The sequence below is a fragment of the Leptospira ognonensis genome (assembly GCF_004770745.1).
Classification (GTDB): domain Bacteria; phylum Spirochaetota; class Leptospiria; order Leptospirales; family Leptospiraceae; genus Leptospira_A; species Leptospira_A ognonensis.
In genome coordinates, this window is the sequence record NZ_RQGD01000046.1 from 389102 (window position 1) to 415093 (window position 25992).

Here is a 25992-nt window from a genome sequence, read left to right on the forward strand (position 1 = left end):
AATTAAAATAAAAATTAAGAGTAAATATATGAATGAGAGTAAAGAAAATCAACCAATTTCGATTGTCGCTTTAGAAAGTCCACCACGTAATAAACCATCAATCTATCCAGAACCATTTGCCTCAAGAATGGAAGGCAGAGTGAAGCGACAGTTAGGAGATATATTTGGCTTAAAAAACTTTGGAGTGAATCTGACTCGCCTTTCTCCAAATTCTTGTTCCGCGCTCCGGCACGCGCACTCAAAGCAGGATGAATTTATTTATATCTTGGAAGGAAAAGCAACACTCATTACCGATGCTGGGGAGAATATACTCTTACCTGGAATGTGTGCAGGTTTCAAAGCCGGAACCAGAAATGGACACCATCTTTTAAATCGATCTGACACGGATGTATTGTACCTTGAAATTGGTGATAGATCCCCGGATGATACTGCCTATTATCCCGATGATGACATCCAAGCCGCACTTGTGAATGGTGTCTGGCAGTTCTCTCATAAGAATGGCGAACCTTATTGATAAAAGAAACTATTTCATTATCTAAGCTTATGGAACCAAATTATTTTTATTTAAAAATAATGGTTGTGAGGTGATCAATTCAAATTGGATCCCATAATCTTTATGATTCGTTTTAAACAATTTGTCCCACCAATTAAAATATAAACCATAATTGCAATTGAAGAATTTATGATGCATGTTATGGTGAGTGGTAGTATTATGCCAGTTTGTAAGTCCGTTTCGAACAAAACCTTTAGGGAAGGTCTCGAATGCCAAATGTCCGAGAACATTTAGGAAAGTCATGTATAGGAGAAAGATGAAAATGGCAATGCCATGCACAGGCATAAATGAAATGATTAGAGGTACGATACCTGCTTCTATTACCGCTTCAAAGGGATGAAAAGAAAAGGCAGCCCAAGGGGAAGGGTTTGTGGAGAGATGATGCACGAGATGCACATGTTTAAATATTTTTTTATGATGCATCAATCTATGTGTAACGTAAAAATAAGCATCGTGGATGAGGATCATAGCTACGATGGAAAATAAGAAGTAGGCAATGCTGTAATCGGATAGCTTGTCATAGATCTGAGTCCATCCTGCTTTTTTAGCGGCAAAAATCCCCGTTCCAACCATACCAAAGATAATCATAGTAGTTAAGGAGTAAAATATTTCTGTTTTGATTTTAGCAATGTCTGCTAGTTTCCCTTGGATGATCCGATGGGAAAATTTATCCCTCCATTTTTTCCAGAATACTATGTAGGCGCTCCCAGCAAACAATAGATAACGTAAGGTTACGACGAAAGTAGTAATGATAAATACAATTAAATATGGACGTATTTGTTCAAAGTTCAAAGCCAAGCCTCCACCTTCTCAGATATTTGAACTCGATCACTAGATTGTCAATTGGAATTGTCAGACAAAATGCCACCTCTTTTTGATCGTTTGGAAATTGGATTGGACTTGACTCTTTGTAAGATTGGTTCAAGGTTCCTAGACCATGTTACAAAAGCTGATCCATTGGTTTCAACCAAAGGCACCGATCCCTCTCAAAACACCAGAGGAGATCAAACTCGACTATCCCAAATTTAGATTTCGGATTCTAGAATCAACGTTTCTAGGATACACAACCTTTTACTTAGTCCGAAATAATTTTTCGCCAGTTTCAAAAGAAATTGGTGAAGCACTCCATTACACAAGACAAGACTTAGGTGATATGCTTGCTGTAACCGCCATTACATATGGGATTGGCAAATTCATCATGGGAGCACTTTCGGATAAGTCTGATCCACGTAAGTTTATGGCTGTCGGATTGGCTTTGACGGCGATCCTAAATTTTTCTTTTGGGTTTGCGACGACTTATTGGGTTCACATCATTCTATGGGGCTTAAATGGACTAGTACAAGGAATGGGCTGGCCTCCCTGCGGAAGATCTCTTGGACATTGGTATTCGGTCAGTGAAAGGGGAAAGACATTCGCATTTTGGAATATTGCCCATAACATTGGGGGAGGTCTTGTAGGTGTCATAGCTTCTCAATCTGCCGCACACTTGGGCTGGGAATATGCTTTTTTTGTCCCAGGTGCGATTGCTTTGGCTGGCTCGTTCTATTTGTATCTCCGGCTTGCGGACACTCCTCAATCCGTTGGTTTGCCACCCATTGAAGAATTTAATAATGATTATCCGAAAGAAGATCCAAATAAAAAGCATGGGGCGGTGCATGAACATGAACTGAGTATGCGCCAGCTTATCGTGGCAAATGTGCTCTTAAATAAATATATCTGGCTTTTTGCCATCATCAATTTCTTTGTATATATCATTCGTTATAGTTTGATTGATTGGGGGCCTACATATCTAAAGGAAGTGAAGGGTGCCAATTTGACTTCTGGGGGATTTTCTACTTTAGTACTTGAATTTGGAGGCATCGGATCCACTCTTCTAATGGGTTGGATTTCCGATAAATCAGGTGGAAGGCGAGGCATGGTAAGTCTTCTATGTATCGTACCGATACTCTTTGCGTTTCTCGGTATCATTTACAATCCTCCTGGAAACATCTGGATCGACTTCGTCTTGTTCGGTGTAATCGGATTGTTCATTTATCCACCCGTAATGTTACTTGGTGTAGCTGGACTTGATTTTACTTCGAAAAAAGCGGTAGGTACTGCGGCTGGATTTATCGGACTTTTCGGATCACTCGGCCGCACCGCCCAGGGAAAAGGGATGGGATATTTGGTGGACAATTATTCTTGGGATGTTGCTCTCATGGCGATCGTAGCCGCAACCTTATGTGCTATCATCCTATTGGCATTTACATGGAACCTAAGGCCTAGAGGTTAATCTTTGAAACAAACATCTAAGAAGGCTCACAAAACAAATATATTTTGGAAATTATACCAAGATGAGCCCATTCTAAAACCGAACTTTCCATCACCCATTCTTGCAGATCCGAGTTTTCTATTTCCAGAAAATACCATTGATCACAAATGGCACCTTTTCGTTCACAACATATTTGGTATATTGCATTATACATCAGAAAACGGCATCGAGTGGGGGAAACCAAAGTACGTTGTTAAAAATGGAATGAGGCCTTTTATCTTTCAGGAAAACGGGGATTATTATTTATATTATGAGAAGTATAAACCGTTTCATGTCCTTATGTCGTGGTTTCCGTTCCGAAAATGGAAATCGGAAATAGTGGTTATCAAAAGCAAAGATTTAGTTACTTGGTCTGATCCGCTTACTCTCCTAACACCGACTAAAGATTTCCATATTAATGAAAAATGGGGAAGTTCCGTAAGTAATCCCTGTTTGGTGAAAATGAATGATACGACCTACCGGCTATATTACTCCTCTTCCCTTGCCTATATTGAAGATTGTGGTTTTTGTGAGCCACTTCACATCAGTGTGGCAGAAAGCCAGTCACCCCTAGGTCCTTTTCGTTTATTTAGCCAACCTTTATTCTCTCCAAGAAAAGAGGATCCCTATGTCAACCTTGCAGCGGGATCAATCAAAGTCATACGCTGGCGAGATCGCTTTTTTGGTTTTCAAAATGGAATTTTCTGGAATCCGATACGAAAGGAATCTGGTTCGGCTATTTTATTTTTACAAAGTGAAGATGGTCTGACTTGGGATCGAGTTAACCCTGGTCCCATTTTGGGACCAACAGGTAAAGGTTGGAAGGCAAGCCATGTATATGCTTGCGATGTTAAATTCTCAGAAGAGGAAAATGTTTTCATTATGTACTTTAACGCACGTAATACTGCACATTGGACTCGAGGGAAAGAAGCCATCGGATTATTTGTAGGTAAGGTAGAGGAAACCTTTGAAAATAGCTCTATCACCAGATCAAAGATAAAAAAGCCTATCAAAAAATCTAAAAGTAAACCATTACAAAAAAAATTGAAGTCTAAAAACAAATGAATGTAATTCTAAAGGGTCAAAAAAAAGATTTAGGCGATCAATTTATCATCAAACGAATCTTACCGGCAATGGAAAAGCGCAGTATTGGACCTTTTGTTTTCTTTGATCATTTTGGTCCCACGCGCTTACAATCTGGCTCTGAGATGGTAGTCCGGGCACATCCTCATATTGGTCTGGCAACGATCACTTTTTTGTATGATGGGCTGATCCATCACCGAGACAGTTTGGGAGTGTCCCAACTCATTCGTCCCTATGAAACAAATTGGATGGTCGCGGGCAAGGGCATTGCTCATAGCGAAAGGTCAGAAAAGGATCCGAAAACGGACCAATTAGAAGGGATACAGACCTGGATCGCACTTCCAGCCGAAAAAGAAGATATGGATCCTTCGTTTCAGCATCTCAGCCAAAACGAAATTCCAGTTTGGGAAACTTCTGAACTTACTTTACGTCTGCTAGGTGGTAAATTTTTACATCTATCCTCGCCTGCGATTGTCCACTCTCCTTTGTTTTATGCAGACATCAGTTCCGATAATTCCTCAGGACTTGTTAGCTGGAAATTGCCAGAGAAGCAAGAAGCAGGGCTATATGTTTCTCGTGGTTCAATGTTTGTTGATGGAAAAACTTTACACATAGGAGAAATGGCAGTTTTTGAAAAAGGTAGCGAAATTTCCTTTTCTACTTCGTCGAAAACAAGGTTAATGTTACTCGGAGGAGAGTCTTTTCCAGAGAAGAGGCACCTTTGGTGGAATTTTGTCTCAACAGACCTCGCAAAGATAGAAAAAGCAAAGTTAGCTTGGGGTGATGAAACTTTCCCGAAAGTTCCTGGAGAAACTGATCGTATCCCTTTGCCGTCTTATTAAATAAGTCAGATCCATCGGACCCAATCCGTTCCTGCGCCCATATACGCTAGTTTAGTTTTAGGAGATGCAAAAATAATCTCATTCGAAGCGTGGGCAGCAGCGGTAAGAAAGAGCGTATCTCCTTTTACGTAATGTTTACCCGTTGCTGGATGGTCAATGGATCCAGAAACGATGTGAATAATCCCGAAACTCACAGGATCCGAAAAAGGTGCAAGTGAAATGTTTTGTGCCTGCTTTAAATCCCATAACTCCAATCGAAATTTATCATTACTAGTATGAACATATCTTGGAAAAGGGGAATCCGATAGAAGTCTCGCATTTTGTTTTTCGGATGAGTCTGATTCCTTAAAATTTAACACAGATAACGCTTTTTCTAAATGTAGATCTCTTGGTCTGCCATCATCACCTAACCTACCGTAATCGTATACGCGATAAGTAGAATCTGAAGATTGTTGTACTTCCAAAAGAACAACCCCAGCACCTATTGCGTGTATGGTTCCAGGATTTAATAAAAAAACATCACCAGGTTTAACCTTCCATTTTTTGAGCATCTCTTCGGCTTTGTTTTCTTGAACAAGACGTTCGTATTCTCCTCTACTCGTGTCTCTGGAAAAACCGATGACGAGTTCCGCATCTGGTTCTGCAGAAAGGACCAGCCAGCATTCTTTTTTTCCTGCTGAACTGGGATCATATTTTTCAGCATAAGCATCATCAGGATGTACTTGGACAGATAATTTATCCTGTGCGTCAATCATCTTTATGAGTAAAGGAAAACTCTGATTTAAAAAACTTTTGCCTAAAAAACTTTCCGTATGATTTTGGTAAAGCTCGCGAAAGTTAAATTCCGTATTGGTTTCGTTACGTGTAAATTTCGAAATTTCTGAGCCGTAATCGCTGATCTCCCATGATTCGCCAATCAAACCCGATGGGGTTTTTCGCTGGTAATCACTTTTAAATTTGTTTCCGCCCCAAATCTTTTCCTTATAGATCGGTTCAAATTTAATGATATTCGGAAAGGGATTCATAACTACTGATCTATGTTGTATAACTTAGACGGCAAGGGATATTTTTTTAGAGATATGAATCATCACTCGAAGCGATTTTTTCTTAAAATGGGTATAGGAATCTGGCCTAAATTTCGAAAGATCAAATTCAAAGATACGTCGGTCTTGTAAGGTAGTAGGCGGGAATTCTACTCTGAGATTTCTCGAACTTTTATAGCTCCCCGCACCATCACAGGCAGGGCAATGTAAATCTCCTCCCATGCAGACCTGACACACGATTCTGACTGTTAAAGGGATCGTAGCTATGATCCGCCGGAACATCTCGCGTTCTTTAACGGTAATGATGATATCATGATTGATGCCTGTGATTTTCCGCCGATCTTTTGTCCGAAATCCTTTTCGCATCAGTCCTCTTTTTGCTAACTCTAATATTCCTGTACTGAAACTGATGCGAGAAGGAGGAAGTACGAGAGGGGAGGATTTGTTGATTTCGTCTCGAATGAATTCAACAGCACGATACTTTTTGAAGGATTCGTCGTATGACTTGCGCTTTGTGGAACTTAAGATACGATAGGCGTTATAGAGATGAAGAAATTTACTTTCCGATCCAGTAGTTGGTACATCTGGATGGCAAATTTTAGCAATGCGACGGAAGCTGGCACGAATGGCTTCCGTCGTGGCACCAAATGGGAGTTCTAGTGCCTCATAATAATCTGGAAAAGGTGGAATGTTATTTTTCATACCACCCGTTTTGACTTAAGGCTCTTGGAAATCCCCGCCAAAGGATACTTCAAGAATTGAATCTGAAACTTCCCGAGCTTCAATTTTACCTTTTGCCATAATGTAACGATCTATGGCTCTTAATACTTGGATCTGTCTATCCCGATACGCGGTAGCAAGTTTAAGTCTTTCCCAAGGTAGTTGTATTTTTTCCAACTCATACGTATTAGTTGTATCATCAGAGATTGTCACCGTTCTGACAGTTAATACGATACCTTTTGTACCACCTGCAGTCGCAGAATTTTTTAAATCGCGGTACGTTGTGACAGGCTCTTTATTTTTAGTTGTCAAAGATTTTCTTGACCAAAAACTCAGTTCATCAAGCGAGAAGCCACCACCTTCGGCACCACCACCGCCCTTTAATTTCATAACAAATCTACTGTGTTGCACATAACTTGGTTCAAACGGAAGTTTGATTTCGCGGGCATAGCCAACTTGACCGTATCTTGAATCCTTTACTCTTTTTTCAAAACTAAGGAACTTTAATTTCTCGTTGATTTGAACATTGTAGTTATCAATCTCTTTACCCAAAGCGGCCATTCGTTCTTTTTGTCTGTCATTATAAGGAATGAGGGCAATGCTTCCGTCTGAGTTGAGTTTGTAAGGATCTGCTTGTGTGATTTCTTTTTGATCTTCGTCGGCTGCGAAAAGGCTGCCGAAAGCCATTAAGAAAATTGAAATTGCTAGTATAAGTCGCATAAGAACTCCCAAAAAATTTATCTCTATATCTATTTTCGACTTTTGAAGTGAAATCATTAAATTTGAGCAAAAATAAGGTTGAATAATTTTCAATAAAACAAACCTTGTAGGGTAGAACTTGCTATGGAAATAAATCTAAAGAAAAATGCCGAAGCCCATGTCATTAGTATTTCGGGTAGTTTAGACATATATACTTCTTTAGATTTTAAAAACTTCCTGGAGACGAACATCCCTCAAGATGCTGGTTCCAATTTGCATGTCGTTGTCAACCTTGAGAAACTAAACTACATTGACTCCTCCGGGATCGGCATGCTCATCAAACAGCTGAATTATGTCCAAGAATTGAAGGGAAAGTTCTCCATTGCCAATATGAAGCCTGCGATTGAAAAGGTGTTTAAGGTTGCTGGACTTACGAGCTACTTCCAGACCATAAGTGAAGACGATTACCGCGCAAAGTACGCAAATTAATCTTCATTTTTTCGATTTTCAACCAGAAACGCATCCCATATCCCCCAAAACCGTCCTGTTTCATTTTTACTTGGAATGAGTTCGATATTTATTTTGCCTAAGTCAAATTCACTCGGTTCGATCGGCACTTCGACAGGATTGGCAAAGGTTTTGTTTTTGTTCATGTAGATTTCTTTTTTTAGATGCCCATTCACATAGATTGCTAGTTTTCTAGGCTTGAATCTGGCTCGCTTTTGCGGGAGGTACCGAGTTAGGTCTAGGTAGAGATACATCCTTCCTTTATGTGCTGTCTCTTTTCCCAATAAAAATTTTAATCCAGTTTCTGGAATCATTCTACAAACTTGGTCTTGGATTCCAAACAGTGTCGAATCTTCCTCCAATTCTAAGAATTGATAGAGCGCCCAAGTTTTGAGCTCCGGAAAGGTACCGATGTCCTCAGGAAGAAGTCCTTCTTCGACAGGAAACTCATTGCTTGCCTTTGGTAAATCCTCCGCGTAAATTTCCGAGTAGGAACCAACCGACCAGAAAAAGATTGCCGTGAGAAGAAGAGACTTTAGTTTCAAATGTAGCACCTAGATTTTCTATCGGATTTTTTAACCATCTAACCTTGAAAATTATCAGAAGCATAGATTCGCTGCAAGAGGTGTTTCCCAAAGGAACGGCGCTCACTCTTGGTAACTTTGACGGGATCCATCTAGGTCACCAGGCACTCCTTCTGCGTACTGTGGAGGAATCCATTCGCTTACACATACCTTCCGTGGTTGTGACCTACTATCCGAATCCAGCCGTTGTTCTCGGAAAACGTCCAAATTTTAAATATCTGACCCCAGAGGAAACAAAAGAGCGGCTGATCTCTACGTATAACATAGATTATCTATTGGTACTTGATTTTACAGAAGAACTCTCGCGTATGAGTGCCGAAGATTTTTTAGAAAAGATCATTATCGGTAAATTGAATGCCAAATTTATTGTCATCGGATACAATCATTTTTTTGGAGCAGAACGTAGAGGGGATATCCATCTTTTGGAAGAGAATGCTGAAAGATTTGGTTACCGAGTGGAACTTAAAGATGCGGTTGCCAATGGAGAGCAAAAAATTTCCAGTTCGGCGATACGTAAGTATCTCGAATCAGGTGAAGTAAACTTAGCCAATCAATTATTAGGAAGGAGTTTTTCATTGACCGGAAAGGTTGTTGAAGGAGACAAACGCGGCCGCACCATACATTACCCAACTGCAAATCTTAAAATACCCATAGATGTATTGCTTCCCGCAATTGGAGTATACGCATGTTATACGAAAGTTAAAGAAAGAAGTTATAAGTCGATGGTCAATGTGGGAAAAAATCCTACCTTTGATGGTAAGCACATGCATATAGAATCCCACATTTTTGATTTTTCGGATGATATTTATGGAGAAGAAATAGAAATTCAGTTTTTTAAAAAGATTCGGGATGAGGTGAAATTTTCTGGTATTGATTCATTAAAAAACCAACTAAATTTGGATAAAAATGTTTCCTTAGAGATATTAGCCTAACTTCAACAAATGGTAATTGATTCCTTTCCTTCGAATTTTCCCTAAGACTTTTTTATTTCCCTTCTCATCTTTGAGTAAACCTTTTATCGAATCTTTTGATATAGCCCAATCTTCAAGCAATTCATCAAAATAAAAACCCTCTCTTTTTGTGGATGTCGAATGAATTAAGAGAACATTCTTTTTTAGAATGCTATTTTCTTCTGTGATGAGAAAACCAGGGCCTGGAAAAAGTGAGATCCGCTCTTGATTTAGAGTGATACGGGATTTAAAAGCAGGGATATTTTTAAGGATTCGATGTGGACGCTTTGGAATGAGGAAATGTACACCCGCGATTTTAAATGCCGTAAAGATTTCTTTATTTGCGAGTGACTTAAGATTTTCAGATTTTTGTGATTTCGTTTCTGTTAGATTTCTAGCTACTTTTGAAATTCGATTTTTTAGAGCAGAATCTAAAAATTCAATCCTGTCCTCATTTTTGATTTTATCCAACATATGGTAAAGGGGATCAAAATCATCTCGGTTATAACTTTTTTTTAAACTGAGCGTATGAAAATAGACCTGAAGCTTTTTTACTCTTTGTAAAAAATATGCTGATTTATGCTCTTCTGCTAATGCTTGCATAAGATCTAAAGAAGAAGCAATCGATTCTAAAAAAGAATTTCCCTCGAGAATTAGTTTTTCAAAATCGATTAACGCTTGTTCCATTTTGACTTTTTCAGTAAAAAAGTCATTGCTGCCTGTGACTTTTTTTAAGGGAACGCTCATCAGTTTGCAAATTTACGTTTTTTAATCGAAAGGATGATACCGACTGCTGTCATAGCCATAACTAAATGGGACCCTCCATAACTCATGAAAGTCAATGGAACACCTGTTACGGGTAGAAGTCCGATCACGATTCCTACATTGATGGCTATATGGAAGAATATCATTGCAACAATACCTGCAGCTAGTAGGGACCCAAATCTATCTTTACTTTCGAAGGATATTTGTAGTCCACGTAACGGAATGGACATTAGAAAGAATAAGAGTAAAACACTCCCGAAAAAACCTGTTTGCTCTGCCCAAGAAGCAAATATAAAATCCGTGCCAGCTTCTGGAACGTGCGGTACGCGCCCCTCAGTCATTTCGCCATGGAAAAGACCCTTTCCAAAAACCATACCAGAGCCAACGGCTGGTTTTGATGCTCGTAACTGGTATCCAGCACCCTGTTTGAATTGATCAGGATTTAGAAACGCTGTTAGGCGTATGACTTGGTTCTCTCTAAATGGAATGGATTTATGAACAGCCATAGCAGAAAGGATAGATAAGCCGATGATTCCAACAGGAATGTAATACTGTCTGATTGTTTTGGAACCTCGTGCAATTCGTACGGCAATCATTACCACACTGATCAAGGTTAGAAAGCTACCAAGCCCGATCATAAAAGCTTCATTCGAAAGGATCTTAAAACCCAGACTTCCATATTCATCTTTGATTGTCTCGGCTGCCTCTCGGATCAATTGGATGTTTTTTGGATTCTGGAATCCAGGTATTTCAAAACCTGGCACTTTTTTCCCATCAAGTATCGGCCAAATTTTGCCTTGAACCTGACTCACTAGCGAAACAAGTTCTACCTTGTTCTCCTTTCTCAAAAGCTCAATCATTGGTTGAACGAGAGTTAATCGATAGTATGCCAAATACATCGGAACCATAAGAGAAATACTTCCGAAGGTGAGAAGAGACCCAATGTGTAAGATATCGGCACCACCTAAAAAAAGCATGGTAAATAGCATGGGTAAAAAGGAGACAGCCGTTCCAAAGTCTGGTTGCAAGATAATAAAAAGCATTGGTACTAAACATATGATGAACGGTACAAGAAGTACAGTGATCTTATGCATTTCTTTTTCACGCAATACAAGGTATTGTCCAAGCAAGATCACAGTCGCCAGTTTAGAAAACTCGGAGGCTTGAAGAGTTATGGGACCAAGTTTAAGCCAGGATCTCGCACCTCGACCTGAAGGTAGGTATCCAATTCCAGGAATCAGAGTTAATATGAGAAGCAAGATGGAAAAAAGATAAATAAATAAGGCATAAGAACCAATCAATTGATAATTCATCCGGGACATGAACCACATGGCACCTAATCCGACGAATACGAATATGAACTGTTTATACCATCTGCCAAGTCCATCCGCAGTGTTTGCTTCCTGTGTATATAAGGTTAGCACACCAGCTAAGGCTACGATAAAAACCGAAAATATCAAAAAGTAATCTAACTTTTCTGTGTTGCGTTCTGCCATTAAAATGCCTCCTCCTCAACAGGAGCTTCCTCTTCCATCGTTTTCACTCTAGTCCTATCTGTTCTTGGATAAGAACCAGGTGGGAAAGCGGCTTTAAAAATTTCCCGAGCTGCAGGAGCAGCGGAGGCGGCACCTCCAACACCATACTCAACAAAAGTGGCAACTAATACTTGTTTATCTGGTGGTGCATTAAATGGTGCATATCCAATAAACCAAGCATGGTTTGAAGATGATGCTCCTCTTCTTCTTGTCTGTGCCGTTCCAGTTTTACCTGCAACTTCTGGCAATCCTGGTGCATTCATGACTCCGGAAGCTGTCCCTGAATAGCCAACTAAATAAAGTCCTTCTTTAATCGCTTCAACCGTTGATTTTTTTAAAGGAACATCTCTAAGAATGGTTGGCTCTGTTTTTTGAATTATGGAATTGTCTAACGGGCTTCGCACTTCGGATATGATGTAGGGTTTATAAATTTTTCCATTATTGATAATGGCCATAAAGAAGAGAGCCATTTCGATAGGAGTTACAGAAATAAAACCCTGGCCGATGGACAAGTTAACAGTATCTCCATCAAACCATTTGTTTCCATATGTTCTTTTTTTCCATTCTGAGCTTGGTACGAAACCAGTGATTTCACCAGGTAAATCAATACCAGTTTTTTTATCCAAACCAAATAACCGAGAATAGGCGAGGATCGGTTCTGCACCGAGTTTGTAGCCGAGTTGGTAAAAATATACGGAGTTTGATTTTTCAATTGCTTGCGCCAAATTCAATTCCCCATGATTTTTTTTATCCCAATTATAAAAAACTTGGTCAGGTACGCCTTTAAATGTTGATTTTAAAGTAAAATTCGCGGGGCAAGAAAAAGTTTGTTTTGGATCATAACTAATTTTATGTTCACTCTCCATGGCAGCTAATGCCACTAAGACTTTAAAGGTGGATGCTGGTGGAAATTTAGATTGTATGGCAAGATTTAAAAACCCGCCATTGTTTGTTACTCGTCCAAAGTGATTAGCTCGATCCTGTTTGTTTTTTCCTGATAAAATGTTTGGATCATAGGATGGATTGGAAGCCATTGCTAAAACTTCGCCAGTTGTCGGTTTTAAGGCAATGACCGTACCTCTGACACCTTTTAAGGCTCGATAGGCAGCAATTTGCAAATCACGATCAATCGTTAAGATTAGATTATTTCCTGGAATCGAGTGTTCGATGACTCTCTCTTCTTCGATATTGCCTTCGGTGTTTCTTTTTTGAATCCGAAAACCATCCTGGCCTCTCAGAATGGTATCGTACAAAGCCTCAATTCCACCTTTTCCAACAAGCTGATAGGATTTAATTTCCTTTTCTTGTATATCATTCGTCGTGGGCTTTCCCACATAACCAGTGATATGCGCCAGACCTGGACCCATATGATAGATACGAGCAGGAGAGGAGACTAGATATACATAACGATTGATATTATCTAAAACTAATATTCTTTCTTGTTGTTCTCTTGAGATTCCTTCAAGTAAGACGAAAGGTTCTCGAGATTTTATTTTCTTTAGAAGTCTATTCTCTTGCAAATCTTTCTCATAGTATGCAAGAGGAATCGAAAGAGATTCACAAAATTTATATAGAAATTCTTTTACCTTTTTCGGATCATTTTTAAGAAGGTTTGTATTTAAAATCACATCAAGGGAAGCAGAATTGGAAACTAATGGCTGTGATGTTTCTGGCGTGATGAAATTGCGGTCAAAGATTTGACCTCGGTCCGCAGGTATTGATTCACTTCGGCGAACAAATCTTTCGGCTTTAAGGGAGTTCTCACTTCCTTGGACAATTTGTAAATTGAATAATTGTAAGATATAGGCTGTGAGAGTGAAAACGATCATCCCTGAGAAAAAATACAGTCTTCTTCGAAAAGAATTTTCTAATCTAAATTCACTAGCGGAACCACTCATTGCCGAACCTCATCAGGATCGAGTCTAAATGCCCAGGTAAAGAAAAAGAATAGTGCAGGACCGATGAAAGCATTGTAAAGAGACACATAGAAAAATGAATAACTATGATTTGAATGGAAGAACATCCAAAATAGAAGGTATGTTAAGATTCGAGACAACAAGGTGAAGCCAAAAACATAGATCGTGATAGATATATAATTTTCAGTATAAGCATTGCGAGTGACCTTACCGATGATGTATCCAATGAGTGAATAAGAGAGCGAGTGCAATCCAATCTTGTAATAGATGGCATCATCAGGACCTATCTCACCACCAAGCGAAGTATCGGTGAGTAGTCCGCCGAAAAATCCAAGCCAAAGTCCATACATAGCACCTTTTCTAAACGCAAAGAAAATGACAAATATGACCATAAAGTCAGGCCTAATTGCATTGCCGAGTTCGAAGAGATTTGATCCATTTAGAAAATGAGCAAGTAACATTCCGATGATGATAAAAAGTTTTTCTAAAATCATGGCGTTACCTCCGTATTTCCAGTCTCAGGTGGCGGAGTTGTATTCGTTTGAGGCAATGTACCTTCTGGATTAACAACAGGCTTTAGAAAGTTAGTTGGCTTTTTTGGATTTAAATTTTTTTGAGAATTATAATCTTTTTCTTTTGGAAAATCGATTTCACCGAAGTAGGGGCCATCAATTTGAATCGTCTTTTCAGCAGGCCACTCTTCACGCCATTTTTCTGGCAGTTTTTTTAGTATAATGACATTTAGAATTTTATCAAATTCAACAAATGGCCGGACAAACGCAGTTTTGAAGGAACCATTTCGGGCTCCTTCTTCAACTATGATTCCAACGGGAATGCCCGAAGGAAAAACCCCGGATCCACCTGAACTATAGACTGGCTTACCAATCTTACTAAAACCTTCGGTAAAGTAGGTACTTCCCGTATTCGCTTGGGTCGGGCCCATAGGGAAAGTGCCGATGGCTTTTGGATCAATCACGATTCCCGAATCAATATAATCTAACAAAACCTCTGTTCCGCGACCACTGTTACCGTTCAAAGATGCCCATAAGTTTGTACCAGGGACAGAGACGCCCATAGAAAAGTTTGAATTGATGAGAGGTTGGACAACGGAAGATCCTTTGGATACAGCTATGATTTTTCCTACAAGTGCCTCGGTAAATTTACCTTTCTCGTCTAATGCGCGTGCTACGACTGGCATATATGGTTTGATTCCTACTTCAGAGCCTTTATTGATGATGATTGTGCGATAAATGGTATTGAGACGAACGCTAAGCACTTCTGCTCTCACTGCTGGGAAATCTGTTCGGAGCGGAAAATTTAATTCCTGTCTTAGGATGGCATTTTCTGCCTTGAGGCGGTCCACATCCTTAGAAAGTTGTCTATACTCTTCCATAACATTTAAACAAGAGTCTCGCTCCTCGCGAACCCTCTCAAACGATTCAAGCTTGTTATATGAACTTTTGATCAAACTACCGAAAGAATCAAAGGAGCCCGAAAAAAAGTCTCCTACACCCTGGAAGGTGGCAATCCCTCTCACCATAAAATTCCCGTTCCAGATGAGGGAGGTAAAAGAGAATATTAAGACGAACCCTATGGAAAGGGCCTCTCCGTTGCGGCTAAATCGGTTCCAAAGCATGGATATTATGTCACATGAAATAGAAGGGAAAGAAAAATTCAAGAAGTTATCTTGATTCTAGTTTACTTAGAGGAAAATAGCAGGGAGTTGTGTGAAATTTTTTGAGCTTTGCCCTGGAGGGAGACGAGACCGACTCCCGATCGGTAGACAAAGGCTTCCATTTGGCACTGATTGGGAATTTTGGCATACTTTTTGCCTTTCACGGAGAGCAAAATTTGACCATCCAACTTTTCCGAGACAATCGCAAGTCCGGAATGCTTCCTGACGCGAAAGGCAATCATTTCTTCAGAACCAACATCTAGCAACCCCCGAAATTCACTTTTATGGCGAAGGGTCGGTTTTTGGTCTTTGTCCAGTTTGCATATAATTTCTAAATATTTTGCAGATTCCTCACCTTCATGGTTTGCTAAAAAATGAAAGAGTTGGACTAACATAGATTGTTTGGAGTAAAACAAATTTTCCCTATGTTTCAATGTTAGTTGGTGGAAAAAATGATAAAGAATTTTTCGCTCACTAAATCGGAGTCCTCTTTTCGTTGCTAAATGATTTAGTTTATACCAATTGATTTTTGCATTTTCGTTCCTTTGTGTATAATGGTTAATCACTTTAAAGATGAAATATATCAAAAGTATGAGTAGCCCTAATTGGAAAAGAGCGTAGGTACTTGATTTTGGCCATAGCCATATCATTTTTTCCGCCGGCATAGTCGTTTAAACTCAAAGAGTCTTGAAAGTTGTCGATCATTTATTAAATTCTCGTTTGCGGATGCTAAAATATAAAGCCCATATCACTAAATATGGTTTTCTCGTGGATGTTAGGGAACATTTTTCAGATTTTGTCATTTATGATCAGTTATCTTTTCACCTTGCTTGTCCATGTTTTTGCCGCAATGTTTTGGGTTGGCGGGATCATTTTTTACGTACTGGTCATCATCTCTGTCATTCGTGATCCTGATCTAAAAAATGTGAAACTTAAGCTCCTAGAAAAGACTGCATTACAGTTTCGGAAGGTATCTTATGTTATATTTTTGATGTTAACAATTTCTGGGACATTTTTACTTTATACGAAAGGATTTCTTCATTTAACACATAATATACATGAGTCTATTTTTTCGATACCCCCTGTCTTTTTGCTAAAAATTTTACTATTTTTAGTATTGCTTTTTTCTTCTCTTTATCATGACTTTTTTTCGGGACCTGCTACCTTTACTTATGCAGAATCTGATCCCATCCAATTTGAGAAGTTTAGAAAACGATCTGCACTTTTTGGTAGAGTAAATTTGCTGCTTTCCGTAACGATAGCCATACTTGGCGTTTTAGGTTCTAGAGGAGTAATGAGCTTTCCTGTAACTTTTTAGTGGCGATCATAAGCTCAGTTGCTGTCTTTAAAAAATTTTCAAAATCGGAATGATCTTTGGGGTGAACGGTTCCACAAAATTGAAAATAAATCTGTTTTTTCTTTTTTAGTTTACTATATTTCTTATCATTGCTATAGCCCATCATTCCGCTAACAACAAATACATCTAAATCGATTTGGTACTTGTAGGCGATTTTCATGACTCCAGTTTCGAATGGTTGAATTTCTTCTGTAAAGGTTCTCCTTCCTTCAGGGTAGAGAAATATAGATCTTGTTTCTAATACTTTTAATACTCGGGTTTTAAAATCTCTAAAGTTCGGTTTTGATTCAGAATAAATCACTGCTTCTACGATACGTGAATGCATCATCAACGGAATGATCTTATATCTCTGAATGATATCACCACCTAAATATGATAAGTTGACATCTTTGTTTTTAGTTAAATAAGGCAGAGAAACTATCAACGGAACTTCAAGAGAATTTGTATGATTGCAGATTAAAAACCTCTTTTTGCTGTCTGGGTTCCAATTTCCAGGATCAAAAATTAATTTTCTACCAGTCAGAAATAAAAAAGATTTTAGCCAAAAATAGGCAAGGGAGTTATTGATCCGATTTGAAGCCTTATCGTATTTCAATAATTTGAGGAAATAGGAAATGATGAGTCCGATGGGAAAATTAATAAAGAATACAGGGATCAAGTAACATACAAGAACATAAAATTGAAGGTTCATATTCTTTTGAGTATATTACCCAAAGTGGAAGCGATACAATTACTTTATTCAAATATTGAAAATAATTCGATATCGAACAACTTTAGATATACAAGAAAACCTTACACCAAAGCTATTTTTTGTAGAATCAAGATTGGATTCATCGTATCAGAATCTGTTCTTGCTTATGCGATAAACGCAAAAATAGCTTTTCGAAAATAGATTTACAACAACTTAGGAAGAAATCATTTGATCCTTAGCATCAGAAATCATAAAAGAGCTTAGTAAGAAAATATTATTTTGAAAACGATAAAAACAGTCATAAAATCTCTATTCAAACTCCTGGGTTTAGATATTAGTTTCGTTCGATCTGAACGCTACAAGAAACAAAAAGAGGATGCTGATTTAAAAAGAGCCAACTTATGGCTCACAGAATTCAACTTTCATTCTATTATTGATATTGGAGCCAATGAAGGACAATTTGCAAAAAAGGTTAGAACTTTATTCCCGTCTACGAAAATTATTTCCTTCGAACCAATTCCCACAGTGTTTGAAAAGCTGAAAATTGATTTTGCGACGGATCAAAATTTTAAAGCATTCAATGTCGGTCTTGGTGAAAAAGAAGAGAAGATGCAGTTATGGCTGAATGAATACTCGCCATCTTCCTCCTTATTAAAAATGGACCACCATACAGAACATTTTGATTTCGCAGTCAAACAAAATCAAATTGAAATCCAACTCGCGAGGCTAGATAGCTATACTAGCGAAATTGATTTAACAAAACCATACTTGGTTAAAATAGATGTGCAGGGTTATGAGGACCGGGTCATCAAAGGCGGAACAGATGTTTTAAGAAAAGCCAAAATGATCATCACAGAAGTATCTTTCGTCTCTTTGTATGAGGGACAGGTACTATTTGATCAAATTTATTCCTCACTAAAGGCTTTGGGTTTTAGATACGTTGGGAATTATGAGCAGCTCCATTCGCCTATCAATCATTCTGTGCTGCAGGCTGATGCCATATTCCTTCGGGAAAATGACTAAAAAATTCGCACATGCAAATTCAATCGCGTAGTTTTAGTTTAACGAATCTTAGGTTTAATTGCAAGTTGATCCAGGTTCGTACGCGCCATAGGCTCGGTTTCCTGTAGGTCTTGTGAGGCCATTGATGTCGGTAATCGTTATATTGTTTGCAGTTCCGCTGGTAATCCCTGCAGGACTCGAAGAAGAAAGACAGTACTTTGAGTTAGCCGCGTCGTAAAATATAGGATCCACAGGCGAGGGATTGTTCAAACCAGCGGGAGAAGCCATCTGATCAACGCAGCCTGCAATTGAAAACGTGCCACCGCCCACATTGCACCAGTTTGTTTTTGCTGGATTGGGTGTAGCTAGGTCATTATAGTAGCCCGTGGGACAATCAAAAAGCGCATTGTCCGTAAAAAATTGAGGGCCATGAGCGGCCGTGTCTTCGGAAACACAGTACCGACTGCTTGCCCCAGATTCCGTAACTATGAGATTGTGGCCGATTTTGATAAAAATTCATTTCCTAAATTCAGATCGATCGTCGCATTTCCAGAAGAGTTGCTATTGCCACCTTCAAAAATGTTTTGTTGGATGATGGTGTTAGAGGAGGGCGACGCCCAAAGAGCAAAAACTAAATTCCCACTGCCTCCACTCACATGGTTTGATTTGAACCCGCTCCCGCCCGTGGCTCCAATTCGCAATCCAACCGAAATTCCAAACCCCGATTGAGAGGATCCTGTATAAACTCGATTGTTTTGAAAGTTAATGAAGGAACTGGTAGCGGTATTCATAGATAAGCCGAATGTGTTTCCTGATGTCGTTGCTGCTGAATCGCCGCCATAGATCGTATTGGAAAATAAATCGATTTCCGTAGCGTTGGTGCCTGTGATGTAAACTCCTCTGGTTTCACAAGCGCCGACCGTGCATGCACCCGGATTGATTTCATTGCTTGAAATGGTCATTTTCGTGCTGAGCGCGGAGATACTTAAGTGGAGACCACTCACTTTGCAACCAGAACCCGTACAAGATGTACCCTTAACTATATTATTGGAAAAAGTCATACTCGGTGTTGAGTTCGAACAAAAAGGAAAAAATCCATTCACGGAACCACCTGTGGCGGTAGCGTTCCCCAAATTAAGTGTGTTCTTTGTGATCAAAGAGGCAGCTCCCAAACTATTCGTGGCGATCGCATTGGCAATGCATGAGGTTCCAGAACAAGTGCCCATGGTGATTGTATTCGATTCTATGTTCGCAAAACCAATTCCCGTGGAACTGATGTAAATTCCGTTCCATGAATTGCCAGTGAAGGTTCCATTTTGAACGATGAGATTAGAAATGAGATCTCCACCATTTGTTGTGTCGGTGTAGATTCCCATTGCAAAGCCAGGATTTTGTAACTCTATTTTATTTGATTTGAAGACGATGCCAGTATCTGTAATCGATGTGTAAGCAACGGCAGAAGAAAAGCCCGTTCCTCCCGTTGGAGGTTTGATGTGAAATCCACTGATCTCCGTACTTGTTTTGTTTACCGAACCTGTGATCGAAAAGGTAGTGATGGGCGTTGAAATGCCTCCGCCCGTCGAACTCCTGGTATCCATTAAAATGGAAGGAGTATAGTTTGTGGCAAGTGGATCTCCATTTCTGGTTAGAAAGTCTGTTTCATAACCGCCCAACAAACTAATTCGATTCACGGGTGTAAGGTACTTGAGATTGTATAGTCACCTTTGCTAACGAGTACATAACAAGCATTACCCGATAAACTACACTCACCTGAGCTTGACAAACTGGAAATTCCAGCTGCGATGGTCGCCAGAGGAGCCGCTTCCGTGATGCCTGCATTCGAATCATTTCCGGTCGTGGATACATACCTATAGGCATCCGCAAAACTATATTTAATTTGGTACGGATTCAAGGTTTCATTGCCAATATCCGCCTTACAATAAATGCCAAGCTCTCTCTCGATGCCACTGGCCCAGCCAGAGACTGGAGTCAAAACGAGCTTACTTGTTTTACTGGAAATCTGTTCTATTTTTTTTGTGAAACTATCATTTGCGATGCCAAGAGAAAAAGTGCATTTGTCCAAGCCAATATTTTGATCCAGCTCAAATTCCAAATCGGTAGTTCGCTTGAGCATCTTACCTGAAAGATAGCGCGGAGTAATGTTGATTCGTTCGGTGGAAGGGTTGCTCACACTAGCCGCGATCACATTCGTAAAACAGGAAGTCCCACCGACCCGAATCGACAAAGCGTATAACAAAAATTTTGTTTCCCAATTTTCCTTAGAAGTAGGGTCGCATAGATTCCCAAGGGACGGCGGCTTACAATTTGCCAAGGCAGAAGCCAAAAAAAAGGTTAAGAGAAGATTACGCATGGTCAGAGGAATTAATATTCGATGATTACAAACTAGTACATCCGAATCGGAAAGCAATAATTTATTTTGAAGGGACTTTAAGATGATCTCAGAAATAAAAGAAAACATTGATTACCTCATGAAATGCCTTGCAGAAGTTTTGGAAGAAGCAGATGAAAATCATCTCATTCCCTACCTTTTATTTCAAGATAGACAAGTTTTGCCTGAGCCAAATAAAGTCCCCCCTCCAAAAACTGCTAAGTTACTCAGTCTTTGTTTTCATCTCTTAAATATGGTGGAAGAAAATGGCGCGGCTCAGTATCGGCGATCGATAAGGAATATGAGTTAACGCTTGGCATTCTAGACGAACTACGAAACGGAAGTATAGAAGAAAAAAGACCCGGAATTTTGGCAACCAAGTGCCCATTATGCTGCACATAACGCGAACATTTTGCTATCAGGATACTCAAAATTGTGTATAAATAAAATGTTAGTTGAGGATGTAACGAAAAATTAATAAAGATTTATGTAAAAATATATCTTTCCAGTTGACTCAAATCCTCAGAACCAAAAAGTTATGCGATGGTACCGCCTAATGAAAGAAAAGCGAATTCGGCGTCACTGTATGTAATTCTTCCTGTTCACAACCGCAAAAATGTAACTGAAAAATTGATCCGAAGCCTAAAAGAGCAGACGGATCAGGATTTCACCTTAGTACTCGTAGATGATGGTTCTACAGACGGGACCTCTGAAATGGTGAGAGGTTATTTCGGAAATGTAGTAGTGATCAGAGGAAAGGGCAACTGGTGGTGGGGCGGATCCTTACACCAAGGCTACAAATGGCTTACCAAAAATAAGGTCTCAAGTGACGCAAATATCTTGATTCTCAATGACGATGTGGTATTTGAGAAAGATTTTTTACAAGTAGGCATTAAGAAAATCGATGACAATCCTGATGCGCTCATCCTTTCCCAGGATTATGACAGTGTCACAGGTGAGCTATTAGATTCGGGATCGAATGTGGATTGGGAACATCTAATCTTTTCAAATGCGAAAAGTCCAGAGGAGATCAACATCCTCTCCACCCGTGGGCTCTTTTTTAAGATGCGCGTCTTTTATGAAATCGGAGGGTTCCACCCGACTCTCATCCCGCATTACCAGTCCGATTATGAATTTACCCATAGAGCTTACCGAAAGGGATTTCGCATGCTCACATTCCCCGAACTGAGGCTAAAAGAAGATACGAAACAAACAGGCATTCGAGTTCGTGCAAATGGCTTTCAGGGATTCCTTCAGAATTATTTTTCCAAAAGATCTAACTACTACCAACTATCCTGGTTCGCCTTTATTTTGTTTGTCTGTCCATGGAGATGGAAATTTAAAAATCTCGTTCGGGTTTCGATTCCGTATCGCTATTTCCTTGCCCCCTTGTTCTATCAATTGAAATCGTTTATCATCTATACCAAACAAAAAGGACTAGTGTTTCACATTACCTTAAAAATCAAAGTCTTGAAAGAATCGGTTTTCTTACTTCGCATCCTAAGAAATTGTATCAAACGAACAAAATATAAGCTTTCCGATTTTAGAGTGCTTCCTGCCGAGAAAAGAATTCAGAAAGCAGGTCATATCGAAACCTTCCATACTTTCACCTACATTCGTGGGATCTACTATGTCAGATTCATTGGTTGGGCTGTAGATCCTACCAATCCCGAGCGGCCTGCAAAATCGGTCCTGGTGGTAAAGGACCAGAAGGAGGTTTTAGGTACGCTTGCGCATTTAAAGCTGAAGCGGGCCGACATAATGAAAGCCCATGCGAAAAGGCGACTCCCGAAATGTGGATTCATCGGTTATATCAATATGGGGAAGGTCGACTACTTACAGGGAATTGAATTTTTTGCAGTTTCCCCACGAGGAAAAGTGATTCAAAAGCTCGAGATGGAACCGATTCGCTAGGAAAAGCCAGAATAATGAATGGCTTTTTTACGTGAAAATGAGCCATTGTAATAATTGGCACCATGAATAGAACGGTTTGGCTTGCAGTTGCATGAAAAAAATATTTTTTGGCCTCCCCAATGAATATTTTTTCTTGGGGTTACTTACTGGAATTGGCTTTCTAAACTATTCTTTGCCTGTATTCGTTCTAGGGATGTTCGTTTTTGCTATCTGGAAAGGGTTTCCCTTTATCCAGTGGGATTTGCACAAAGTTTTGGTATTTTCCTCCATTCTCCTATTTTATGTTTTTTATTACCTCTTCTATCAAATTCCCGTGACACCCATCGAATGGAAGTTCACTGGGATTGATTTTTACGGACATTCCTTACGATTTTTGCCCGCCTTGTTTACGTTTGTATTCCTTTTGACCTTGAAGTCACGGAATTACAGGGAAGGCTTTTTAGTTTCTGTTAGCCTTGGCATGATGGTCTTTGCCGTACTGATGACGATTGCGACCGTGATTCATTTTGATCCTCCCTACTATGGGAAGTCTTTTCATTTTTACGACCGGACCGAAGGGAATTCGCCAGGCATCACAGTACTTGCGAATATCCTTCCGATAGCCTTCCTTTGTTTCCATCCAGAAGTTTACCTGACACCGTTAAAAAATATTTTTTTAAGTCTCTTCGCTTTGGCTTTGCTTTTTTTAGGATTGTATATCAATTATCTTTTCAGTGCTAGAACCTTTGTCTTTCTGATTGGGATCAATTTAACATTGATTTTAGCATTTCAGTTTTTTTCCTTTTATAGAAAAGGAATTCAAATCAATTTCAAAATTTTCTTAGTAGCTTCTGCCTCCGCACTATTGTTAATCCTGTTCACATTGTACGCACTCAAAGACAGTTTTTTAATCCATCGTATCTTAAATCAAAATTTTGATGTAAAAATCCATCATTTTCTTGATTATTTTGCAAACATAAAAAATGGATTTTTCATCTATCCGAAAGTAGATACTGAAAAGTCGGCTACGTATTGGTTTCATAATGTATTTTTTGATGCGCACCGAACTTCCGGTCCGTGGACTGCTCTGACATTATACTTTTATTTCGCATATACGTTTGTTCTAGCAGCATACAGGACTTTTAAGGGTGATGAGACTCAGCAAAGATATTTACATCTTTATATAAATATTTTCCTGTTATTCATAACCTGCATTCCGTTCGAATCCTCGGAGTCTCAACTAATGGTCATTTTTATCGGAATAGGAGGATTAATTGTCACGACAAGTAATTCAACAAATAAATTGGAATCAGGAAGCTAATCTCAGATGACAAGCAAAACGAATGATGTTGCAGCAGTTGAAAGTAGGAAAAGAAAGAATGATCTATTTCATACAATCATACGCGGTAAAAATTTTATACTCGAGATCTTCCGATTGAGAAAATTGCTTTTTGATCTTTCCATCCGAGAATTTAAAAGTGGGCATTTCGGTTCCGTACTTGGAGTCGTTTGGATTTTCGTAGAGCCAATGATCTTTATGTATGTTATGTGGTTTTTCTTTACCAAGGCGATGAGATTCCAACCCGTTGGCAATTATCCGTTTTTACCATGGCTGTTTTGTTCCATGATCATGTGGCAATTTTTTTCTGGCACATGCATTAGTTCCGCCAATGTATTTTCCAGCTATTCCTACTTAATGAAGAAGCCAGAAATCAACCTTTCCATCTTGCCTTTGATTAAAATTCTCTCTTCACTTTACGTTCATTTAATTTTTATATTTCTGCTGATCATCATGATGTTTGCGTCCGGTATCTCCTTTTCCTTTTATTGGTTTCAGAGTCTTTATTACCTTTTTGCAACCTGTGTATTGTTAATCGGCATTTCCTGGATTACTGGATCGGTAAGTTTGTTTTTACAAGATACTCGAAATATATTGGGAGTTTTGTTTCAGATAGGGTATTGGATTTCACCGATCTTCTGGGATTTGAACACGTATCCCGAAAAATACAGAATCTTCATGAAGCTAAATCCGTTTTATTATATTATCAACGGCTATCGACAAAGTTTCATTTATCAGAAGCCATTCTATGAAGATACCTTCTCGATGATCTATTTTTGGTCCTTTACACTTGTTTGTATCTGCCTCGGGATATTTACGTATAAGCGACTACGACCAGAATTCGGAGATGTAATCTAATGAATGATATTGCCATTAAGCTTCATGAAGTGAACAAGGTCTTCCGAATTTATGACAGACCGAGTGATCGACTTAAACAGTTATTTAATTTTAAACATAAGAAGTATTTTACTGACTTTCGCGCCCTCACTGACATTTCTTTAGAAATTAAAAAGGGAGAATTTATTGGTATTGTAGGAAGAAACGGGGCTGGGAAGTCCACACTGCTTCGCATTTTATCGAGGGAATTGACTCCTACCTCAGGTACGGTGAGCATACATGGAAAGGTTTCCTTATTACAGTTAGGGGTTGGTTTTGATTCCGAATTAACGGGAATCGACAATGCAAGGTTTGCGAGTAAGTTACTCGGTTTCACCGATGATGAAATTGAAAATATGTTAGGTGAGATTGTAGAATTTGCTGATATCGGCGAGTTTATGTACCATCCGATTAAAACCTATTCCACAGGGATGTACTCCAGACTTTCTTTTGCGATCGCTATCAATATCGATCCTGATATACTCATAGCCGATGAGGTTTTATCGGTTGGTGATATGAAGTTCAGCCAAAAATGCCTTAGGAAAATGCATGAGTTCAAGGAGAAGGGGAGGACTCTGATTCTTGTGACACATAGCCCCGAGGCAGTGAAATCCTTCTGCGATCGATCGATTTGGATCAATGATGGAAAGCTGTTTATGGATGGGGATCCGAAGAAAGTCATGACCGATTATATCAATTTCATGGTCTTCAACCAACTCCCGCAAGTCACGACCCCTGAAGAGGCAAATGCAAATATTCAAAATATAAATAGTGAAGACTCAAGCAACTTAACTTCAGATCAAATCGTTTGGGATTACGGGAATGAGTCAACGACATCGATCGGATCCATGAAGGCTAAAATTGAAAGAGCCACTTTGTGTAATGAAGTGAATGACCGCGTTACCATAGTTACTGGAAATCCTAAGCTCACACTCATGGCAGAGGTCAGTGTCAATGTTGATATCGCGAGCCCTTCCTTCGGGTGGATTTTATATGATGATTATGGAAAGTATGCACTTCATACAAATACAGATATTGCAGGTTACCCGATCAAATCGATGAAAGCGGGTAAAAAATATTTAATCAAATTTACCTTTGTTCTTCCTTCGCTTAAAAACGGAGATTTTATATTTTCTCTGGGAATGAGAGGAGACGATGATGAGATGTTACATAGACTGCAGGACATCTTGCCTTTAAAAGTATTCCGTGATGATTCCAAATCGCAACAATTAGGGTATGTGATCATCGAGGAAGAGGAAGTTTTGGTTAACCAAATATAAATT

The 25992-nt window shown here is 39.2% G+C and carries 28 protein-coding genes; 13 read left to right on the forward strand and 15 right to left on the reverse strand.

What is annotated here, in order from left to right:
- Positions 1 to 28: 28 nt before the first annotated feature.
- Positions 29 to 514 (forward strand): cupin domain-containing protein, encoded by a 486-nt coding sequence (locus EHQ58_RS17975; protein WP_135625425.1) that lies wholly within the window; start codon positions 29 to 31, stop codon positions 512 to 514.
- 27 nt (positions 515 to 541) lie between these two features.
- On the opposite strand, the gene EHQ58_RS17980 is transcribed toward EHQ58_RS17975, so the two are convergent.
- Positions 542 to 1345 (reverse strand): sterol desaturase family protein, encoded by an 804-nt coding sequence (locus EHQ58_RS17980; protein WP_135625426.1) that lies wholly within the window; start codon positions 1343 to 1345, stop codon positions 542 to 544.
- 145 nt (positions 1346 to 1490) lie between these two features.
- On the opposite strand from EHQ58_RS17980, the gene EHQ58_RS17985 reads away from it, so the two are divergent.
- Genes EHQ58_RS17985 through EHQ58_RS17995 form a run of 3 tightly spaced genes read left to right on the forward strand, consistent with a single transcriptional unit; the run spans position 1491 to position 4768 of the window.
- Positions 1491 to 2825 carry an MFS transporter gene (locus EHQ58_RS17985; RefSeq protein WP_135625427.1) on the forward strand — a complete coding sequence of 445 codons (1335 nt, stop codon included), beginning with the start codon at positions 1491 to 1493 and terminating at the stop codon, positions 2823 to 2825.
- Between the two features lie 3 nt (positions 2826 to 2828).
- Entirely contained in the window at positions 2829 to 3908 is a 1080-nt protein-coding gene (locus EHQ58_RS17990) for a glycoside hydrolase family protein (protein WP_135625428.1), read from the forward strand.
- Positions 3905 to 4768 (forward strand): pirin family protein, encoded by an 864-nt coding sequence (locus EHQ58_RS17995; RefSeq protein WP_135625429.1) that lies wholly within the window; start codon positions 3905 to 3907, stop codon positions 4766 to 4768. The genes EHQ58_RS17990 and EHQ58_RS17995 overlap by 4 nt, the downstream gene beginning before the upstream one ends.
- Before the next feature lie 5 nt (positions 4769 to 4773).
- On the opposite strand, the gene EHQ58_RS18000 is transcribed toward EHQ58_RS17995, so the two are convergent.
- From EHQ58_RS18000 to EHQ58_RS18010, 3 genes are read right to left on the reverse strand one after another with little or no spacing between them, the layout of a single operon-like run.
- Positions 4774 to 5793, reverse strand: a complete 1020-nt coding sequence (locus EHQ58_RS18000; RefSeq protein ID WP_135625430.1) for a type I phosphomannose isomerase catalytic subunit — start codon at positions 5791 to 5793, stop codon at positions 4774 to 4776.
- Positions 5794 to 5817: 24 nt separating this feature from the next.
- Positions 5818 to 6513 (reverse strand): J domain-containing protein, encoded by a 696-nt coding sequence (locus EHQ58_RS18005; protein WP_135625431.1) that lies wholly within the window; start codon positions 6511 to 6513, stop codon positions 5818 to 5820.
- A 15-nt stretch (positions 6514 to 6528) separates the two neighbouring features.
- The gene (locus tag EHQ58_RS18010) at positions 6529 to 7251 is read right to left on the reverse strand and encodes an LIC_12936 family protein (protein WP_135625432.1); all 723 of its coding nucleotides are present in this window, start codon (positions 7249 to 7251) and stop codon (positions 6529 to 6531) included.
- A gap of 123 nt (positions 7252 to 7374) precedes the next feature.
- Here EHQ58_RS18010 and EHQ58_RS18015 point away from each other — a divergent pair, with 123 nt between their 5' ends.
- Positions 7375 to 7719: an STAS domain-containing protein gene (locus tag EHQ58_RS18015; protein ID WP_135625433.1), complete on the forward strand. Its 345-nt coding sequence runs from the start codon at positions 7375 to 7377 to the stop codon at positions 7717 to 7719.
- Here EHQ58_RS18015 and EHQ58_RS18020 read toward each other — a convergent pair.
- Positions 7716 to 8291 (reverse strand): LIC10729 family protein, encoded by a 576-nt coding sequence (locus EHQ58_RS18020; protein WP_246047431.1) that lies wholly within the window; start codon positions 8289 to 8291, stop codon positions 7716 to 7718. The two genes, EHQ58_RS18015 and EHQ58_RS18020, sit on opposite strands and share 4 nt — an antisense overlap.
- A gap of 35 nt (positions 8292 to 8326) precedes the next feature.
- On the opposite strand from EHQ58_RS18020, the gene EHQ58_RS18025 reads away from it, so the two are divergent.
- Positions 8327 to 9253: a bifunctional riboflavin kinase/FAD synthetase gene (locus tag EHQ58_RS18025; protein ID WP_135625435.1), complete on the forward strand. Its 927-nt coding sequence runs from the start codon at positions 8327 to 8329 to the stop codon at positions 9251 to 9253.
- On the opposite strand, the gene EHQ58_RS18030 is transcribed toward EHQ58_RS18025, so the two are convergent.
- The 6 genes from EHQ58_RS18030 to EHQ58_RS18055 all read right to left on the reverse strand — a co-directional run bounded on the left by EHQ58_RS18030 (position 9245) and on the right by EHQ58_RS18055 (position 15812).
- Positions 9245 to 10018 carry a hypothetical protein gene (locus tag EHQ58_RS18030; RefSeq protein WP_135625436.1) on the reverse strand — a complete coding sequence of 258 codons (774 nt, stop codon included), beginning with the start codon at positions 10016 to 10018 and terminating at the stop codon, positions 9245 to 9247. The genes EHQ58_RS18025 and EHQ58_RS18030 overlap by 9 nt on opposite strands.
- Positions 10018 to 11532, reverse strand: a complete 1515-nt coding sequence (gene rodA / locus EHQ58_RS18035) for a rod shape-determining protein RodA (RefSeq protein WP_135625437.1) — start codon at positions 11530 to 11532, stop codon at positions 10018 to 10020. The genes EHQ58_RS18030 and rodA overlap by 1 nt, the downstream gene beginning before the upstream one ends.
- Positions 11532 to 13469 (reverse strand): penicillin-binding protein 2, encoded by a 1938-nt coding sequence (gene mrdA / locus EHQ58_RS18040; protein ID WP_135625438.1) that lies wholly within the window; start codon positions 13467 to 13469, stop codon positions 11532 to 11534. The genes rodA and mrdA overlap by 1 nt, the downstream gene beginning before the upstream one ends.
- Positions 13466 to 13981, reverse strand: coding sequence for a rod shape-determining protein MreD (gene mreD / locus EHQ58_RS18045; RefSeq protein ID WP_135625439.1), 516 nt, complete (start codon positions 13979 to 13981; stop codon positions 13466 to 13468). The genes mrdA and mreD overlap by 4 nt, the downstream gene beginning before the upstream one ends.
- Positions 13978 to 15123 (reverse strand): rod shape-determining protein MreC, encoded by a 1146-nt coding sequence (gene mreC, locus EHQ58_RS18050; protein WP_135625440.1) that lies wholly within the window; start codon positions 15121 to 15123, stop codon positions 13978 to 13980. The genes mreD and mreC overlap by 4 nt, the downstream gene beginning before the upstream one ends.
- A 62-nt stretch (positions 15124 to 15185) precedes the next feature.
- The gene (locus EHQ58_RS18055) at positions 15186 to 15812 is read right to left on the reverse strand and encodes a hypothetical protein (protein ID WP_135625441.1); all 627 of its coding nucleotides are present in this window, start codon (positions 15810 to 15812) and stop codon (positions 15186 to 15188) included.
- A 155-nt stretch (positions 15813 to 15967) separates the two neighbouring features.
- On the opposite strand from EHQ58_RS18055, the gene EHQ58_RS18060 reads away from it, so the two are divergent.
- A complete protein-coding gene (locus tag EHQ58_RS18060; RefSeq protein ID WP_135625442.1) occupies positions 15968 to 16480 on the forward strand; it encodes a hypothetical protein in 513 nt (170 codons plus the stop codon).
- Here the strand turns inward: EHQ58_RS18060 and EHQ58_RS18065 are convergent.
- Positions 16446 to 17210 (reverse strand): 1-acyl-sn-glycerol-3-phosphate acyltransferase, encoded by a 765-nt coding sequence (locus EHQ58_RS18065; protein ID WP_135625443.1) that lies wholly within the window; start codon positions 17208 to 17210, stop codon positions 16446 to 16448. The two genes, EHQ58_RS18060 and EHQ58_RS18065, sit on opposite strands and share 35 nt — an antisense overlap.
- A 279-nt stretch (positions 17211 to 17489) precedes the next feature.
- Here EHQ58_RS18065 and EHQ58_RS18070 point away from each other — a divergent pair, with 279 nt between their 5' ends.
- Positions 17490 to 18233 carry an FkbM family methyltransferase gene (locus EHQ58_RS18070; RefSeq protein ID WP_167883686.1) on the forward strand — a complete coding sequence of 248 codons (744 nt, stop codon included), beginning with the start codon at positions 17490 to 17492 and terminating at the stop codon, positions 18231 to 18233.
- 54 nt (positions 18234 to 18287) lie between these two features.
- On the opposite strand, the gene EHQ58_RS18075 is transcribed toward EHQ58_RS18070, so the two are convergent.
- The 3 genes from EHQ58_RS18075 to EHQ58_RS18085 form a co-directional block, all read right to left on the reverse strand.
- A complete protein-coding gene (locus EHQ58_RS18075) occupies positions 18288 to 18542 on the reverse strand; it encodes a hypothetical protein (protein WP_135625445.1) in 255 nt (84 codons plus the stop codon).
- Between the two features lie 155 nt (positions 18543 to 18697).
- Positions 18698 to 19903 carry a hypothetical protein gene (locus EHQ58_RS18080; protein ID WP_135625446.1) on the reverse strand — a complete coding sequence of 402 codons (1206 nt, stop codon included), beginning with the start codon at positions 19901 to 19903 and terminating at the stop codon, positions 18698 to 18700.
- Complete coding sequence (locus tag EHQ58_RS18085; RefSeq protein ID WP_135625447.1) at positions 19900 to 20691, reverse strand: hypothetical protein; 792 nt, start codon at positions 20689 to 20691, stop codon at positions 19900 to 19902. The genes EHQ58_RS18080 and EHQ58_RS18085 overlap by 4 nt, the downstream gene beginning before the upstream one ends.
- Between EHQ58_RS18085 and EHQ58_RS18090 the strand changes: the two genes are divergently transcribed.
- The 5 genes from EHQ58_RS18090 to EHQ58_RS18110 all read left to right on the forward strand — a co-directional run bounded on the left by EHQ58_RS18090 (position 20666) and on the right by EHQ58_RS18110 (position 25989).
- Positions 20666 to 20911, forward strand: a complete 246-nt coding sequence (locus EHQ58_RS18090) for a hypothetical protein (RefSeq protein ID WP_135625448.1) — start codon at positions 20666 to 20668, stop codon at positions 20909 to 20911. The two genes, EHQ58_RS18085 and EHQ58_RS18090, sit on opposite strands and share 26 nt — an antisense overlap.
- A gap of 233 nt (positions 20912 to 21144) precedes the next feature.
- Positions 21145 to 22515, forward strand: a complete 1371-nt coding sequence (locus EHQ58_RS18095) for a glycosyltransferase family 2 protein (protein WP_135625449.1) — start codon at positions 21145 to 21147, stop codon at positions 22513 to 22515.
- A 91-nt stretch (positions 22516 to 22606) separates the two neighbouring features.
- Positions 22607 to 23815, forward strand: coding sequence for a DUF1229 domain-containing protein (locus tag EHQ58_RS18100; protein ID WP_135625450.1), 1209 nt, complete (start codon positions 22607 to 22609; stop codon positions 23813 to 23815).
- 6 nt (positions 23816 to 23821) lie between these two features.
- Positions 23822 to 24691, forward strand: a complete 870-nt coding sequence (locus tag EHQ58_RS18105) for an ABC transporter permease (protein WP_135625451.1) — start codon at positions 23822 to 23824, stop codon at positions 24689 to 24691.
- A complete protein-coding gene (locus EHQ58_RS18110; RefSeq protein ID WP_135625452.1) occupies positions 24691 to 25989 on the forward strand; it encodes an ABC transporter ATP-binding protein in 1299 nt (432 codons plus the stop codon). Before EHQ58_RS18105 ends, EHQ58_RS18110 begins: the two co-directional genes overlap by 1 nt.
- Positions 25990 to 25992 lie beyond the last annotated feature (3 nt).

What these genes read in the sequence shown, in the direction of transcription:
- EHQ58_RS17975 (WP_135625425.1), top strand. Translation starts at nt 29, where the DNA reads ATGAATGAGAGTAAAGAAAATCAACCAATTTCGATTGTCGCTTTAGAA.
- EHQ58_RS17985 (WP_135625427.1), top strand. Translation starts at nt 1,491, where the DNA reads ATGTTACAAAAGCTGATCCATTGGTTTCAACCAAAGGCACCGATCCCT.
- EHQ58_RS17995 (WP_135625429.1), top strand. Translation starts at nt 3,905, where the DNA reads ATGAATGTAATTCTAAAGGGTCAAAAAAAAGATTTAGGCGATCAATTT.
- EHQ58_RS18000 (WP_135625430.1), bottom strand. Translation starts at nt 5,793, where the DNA reads ATGAATCCCTTTCCGAATATCATTAAATTTGAACCGATCTATAAGGAA.
- EHQ58_RS18005 (WP_135625431.1), bottom strand. Translation starts at nt 6,513, where the DNA reads ATGAAAAATAACATTCCACCTTTTCCAGATTATTATGAGGCACTAGAA.
- EHQ58_RS18010 (WP_135625432.1), bottom strand. Translation starts at nt 7,251, where the DNA reads ATGCGACTTATACTAGCAATTTCAATTTTCTTAATGGCTTTCGGCAGC.
- EHQ58_RS18015 (WP_135625433.1), top strand. Translation starts at nt 7,375, where the DNA reads ATGGAAATAAATCTAAAGAAAAATGCCGAAGCCCATGTCATTAGTATT.
- EHQ58_RS18030 (WP_135625436.1), bottom strand. Translation starts at nt 10,018, where the DNA reads ATGAGCGTTCCCTTAAAAAAAGTCACAGGCAGCAATGACTTTTTTACT.
- rodA (WP_135625437.1), bottom strand. Translation starts at nt 11,532, where the DNA reads ATGGCAGAACGCAACACAGAAAAGTTAGATTACTTTTTGATATTTTCG.
- mrdA (WP_135625438.1), bottom strand. Translation starts at nt 13,469, where the DNA reads ATGAGTGGTTCCGCTAGTGAATTTAGATTAGAAAATTCTTTTCGAAGA.
- mreD (WP_135625439.1), bottom strand. Translation starts at nt 13,981, where the DNA reads ATGATTTTAGAAAAACTTTTTATCATCATCGGAATGTTACTTGCTCAT.
- mreC (WP_135625440.1), bottom strand. Translation starts at nt 15,123, where the DNA reads ATGCTTTGGAACCGATTTAGCCGCAACGGAGAGGCCCTTTCCATAGGG.
- EHQ58_RS18055 (WP_135625441.1), bottom strand. Translation starts at nt 15,812, where the DNA reads ATGATATGGCTATGGCCAAAATCAAGTACCTACGCTCTTTTCCAATTA.
- EHQ58_RS18060 (WP_135625442.1), top strand. Translation starts at nt 15,968, where the DNA reads ATGATCAGTTATCTTTTCACCTTGCTTGTCCATGTTTTTGCCGCAATG.
- EHQ58_RS18065 (WP_135625443.1), bottom strand. Translation starts at nt 17,210, where the DNA reads ATGAACCTTCAATTTTATGTTCTTGTATGTTACTTGATCCCTGTATTC.
- EHQ58_RS18090 (WP_135625448.1), top strand. Translation starts at nt 20,666, where the DNA reads ATGATCTCAGAAATAAAAGAAAACATTGATTACCTCATGAAATGCCTT.
- EHQ58_RS18085 (WP_135625447.1), bottom strand. Translation starts at nt 20,691, where the DNA reads ATGTTTTCTTTTATTTCTGAGATCATCTTAAAGTCCCTTCAAAATAAA.
- EHQ58_RS18095 (WP_135625449.1), top strand. Translation starts at nt 21,145, where the DNA reads ATGGTACCGCCTAATGAAAGAAAAGCGAATTCGGCGTCACTGTATGTA.
- EHQ58_RS18100 (WP_135625450.1), top strand. Translation starts at nt 22,607, where the DNA reads ATGAAAAAAATATTTTTTGGCCTCCCCAATGAATATTTTTTCTTGGGG.
- EHQ58_RS18105 (WP_135625451.1), top strand. Translation starts at nt 23,822, where the DNA reads ATGACAAGCAAAACGAATGATGTTGCAGCAGTTGAAAGTAGGAAAAGA.
- EHQ58_RS18110 (WP_135625452.1), top strand. Translation starts at nt 24,691, where the DNA reads ATGAATGATATTGCCATTAAGCTTCATGAAGTGAACAAGGTCTTCCGA.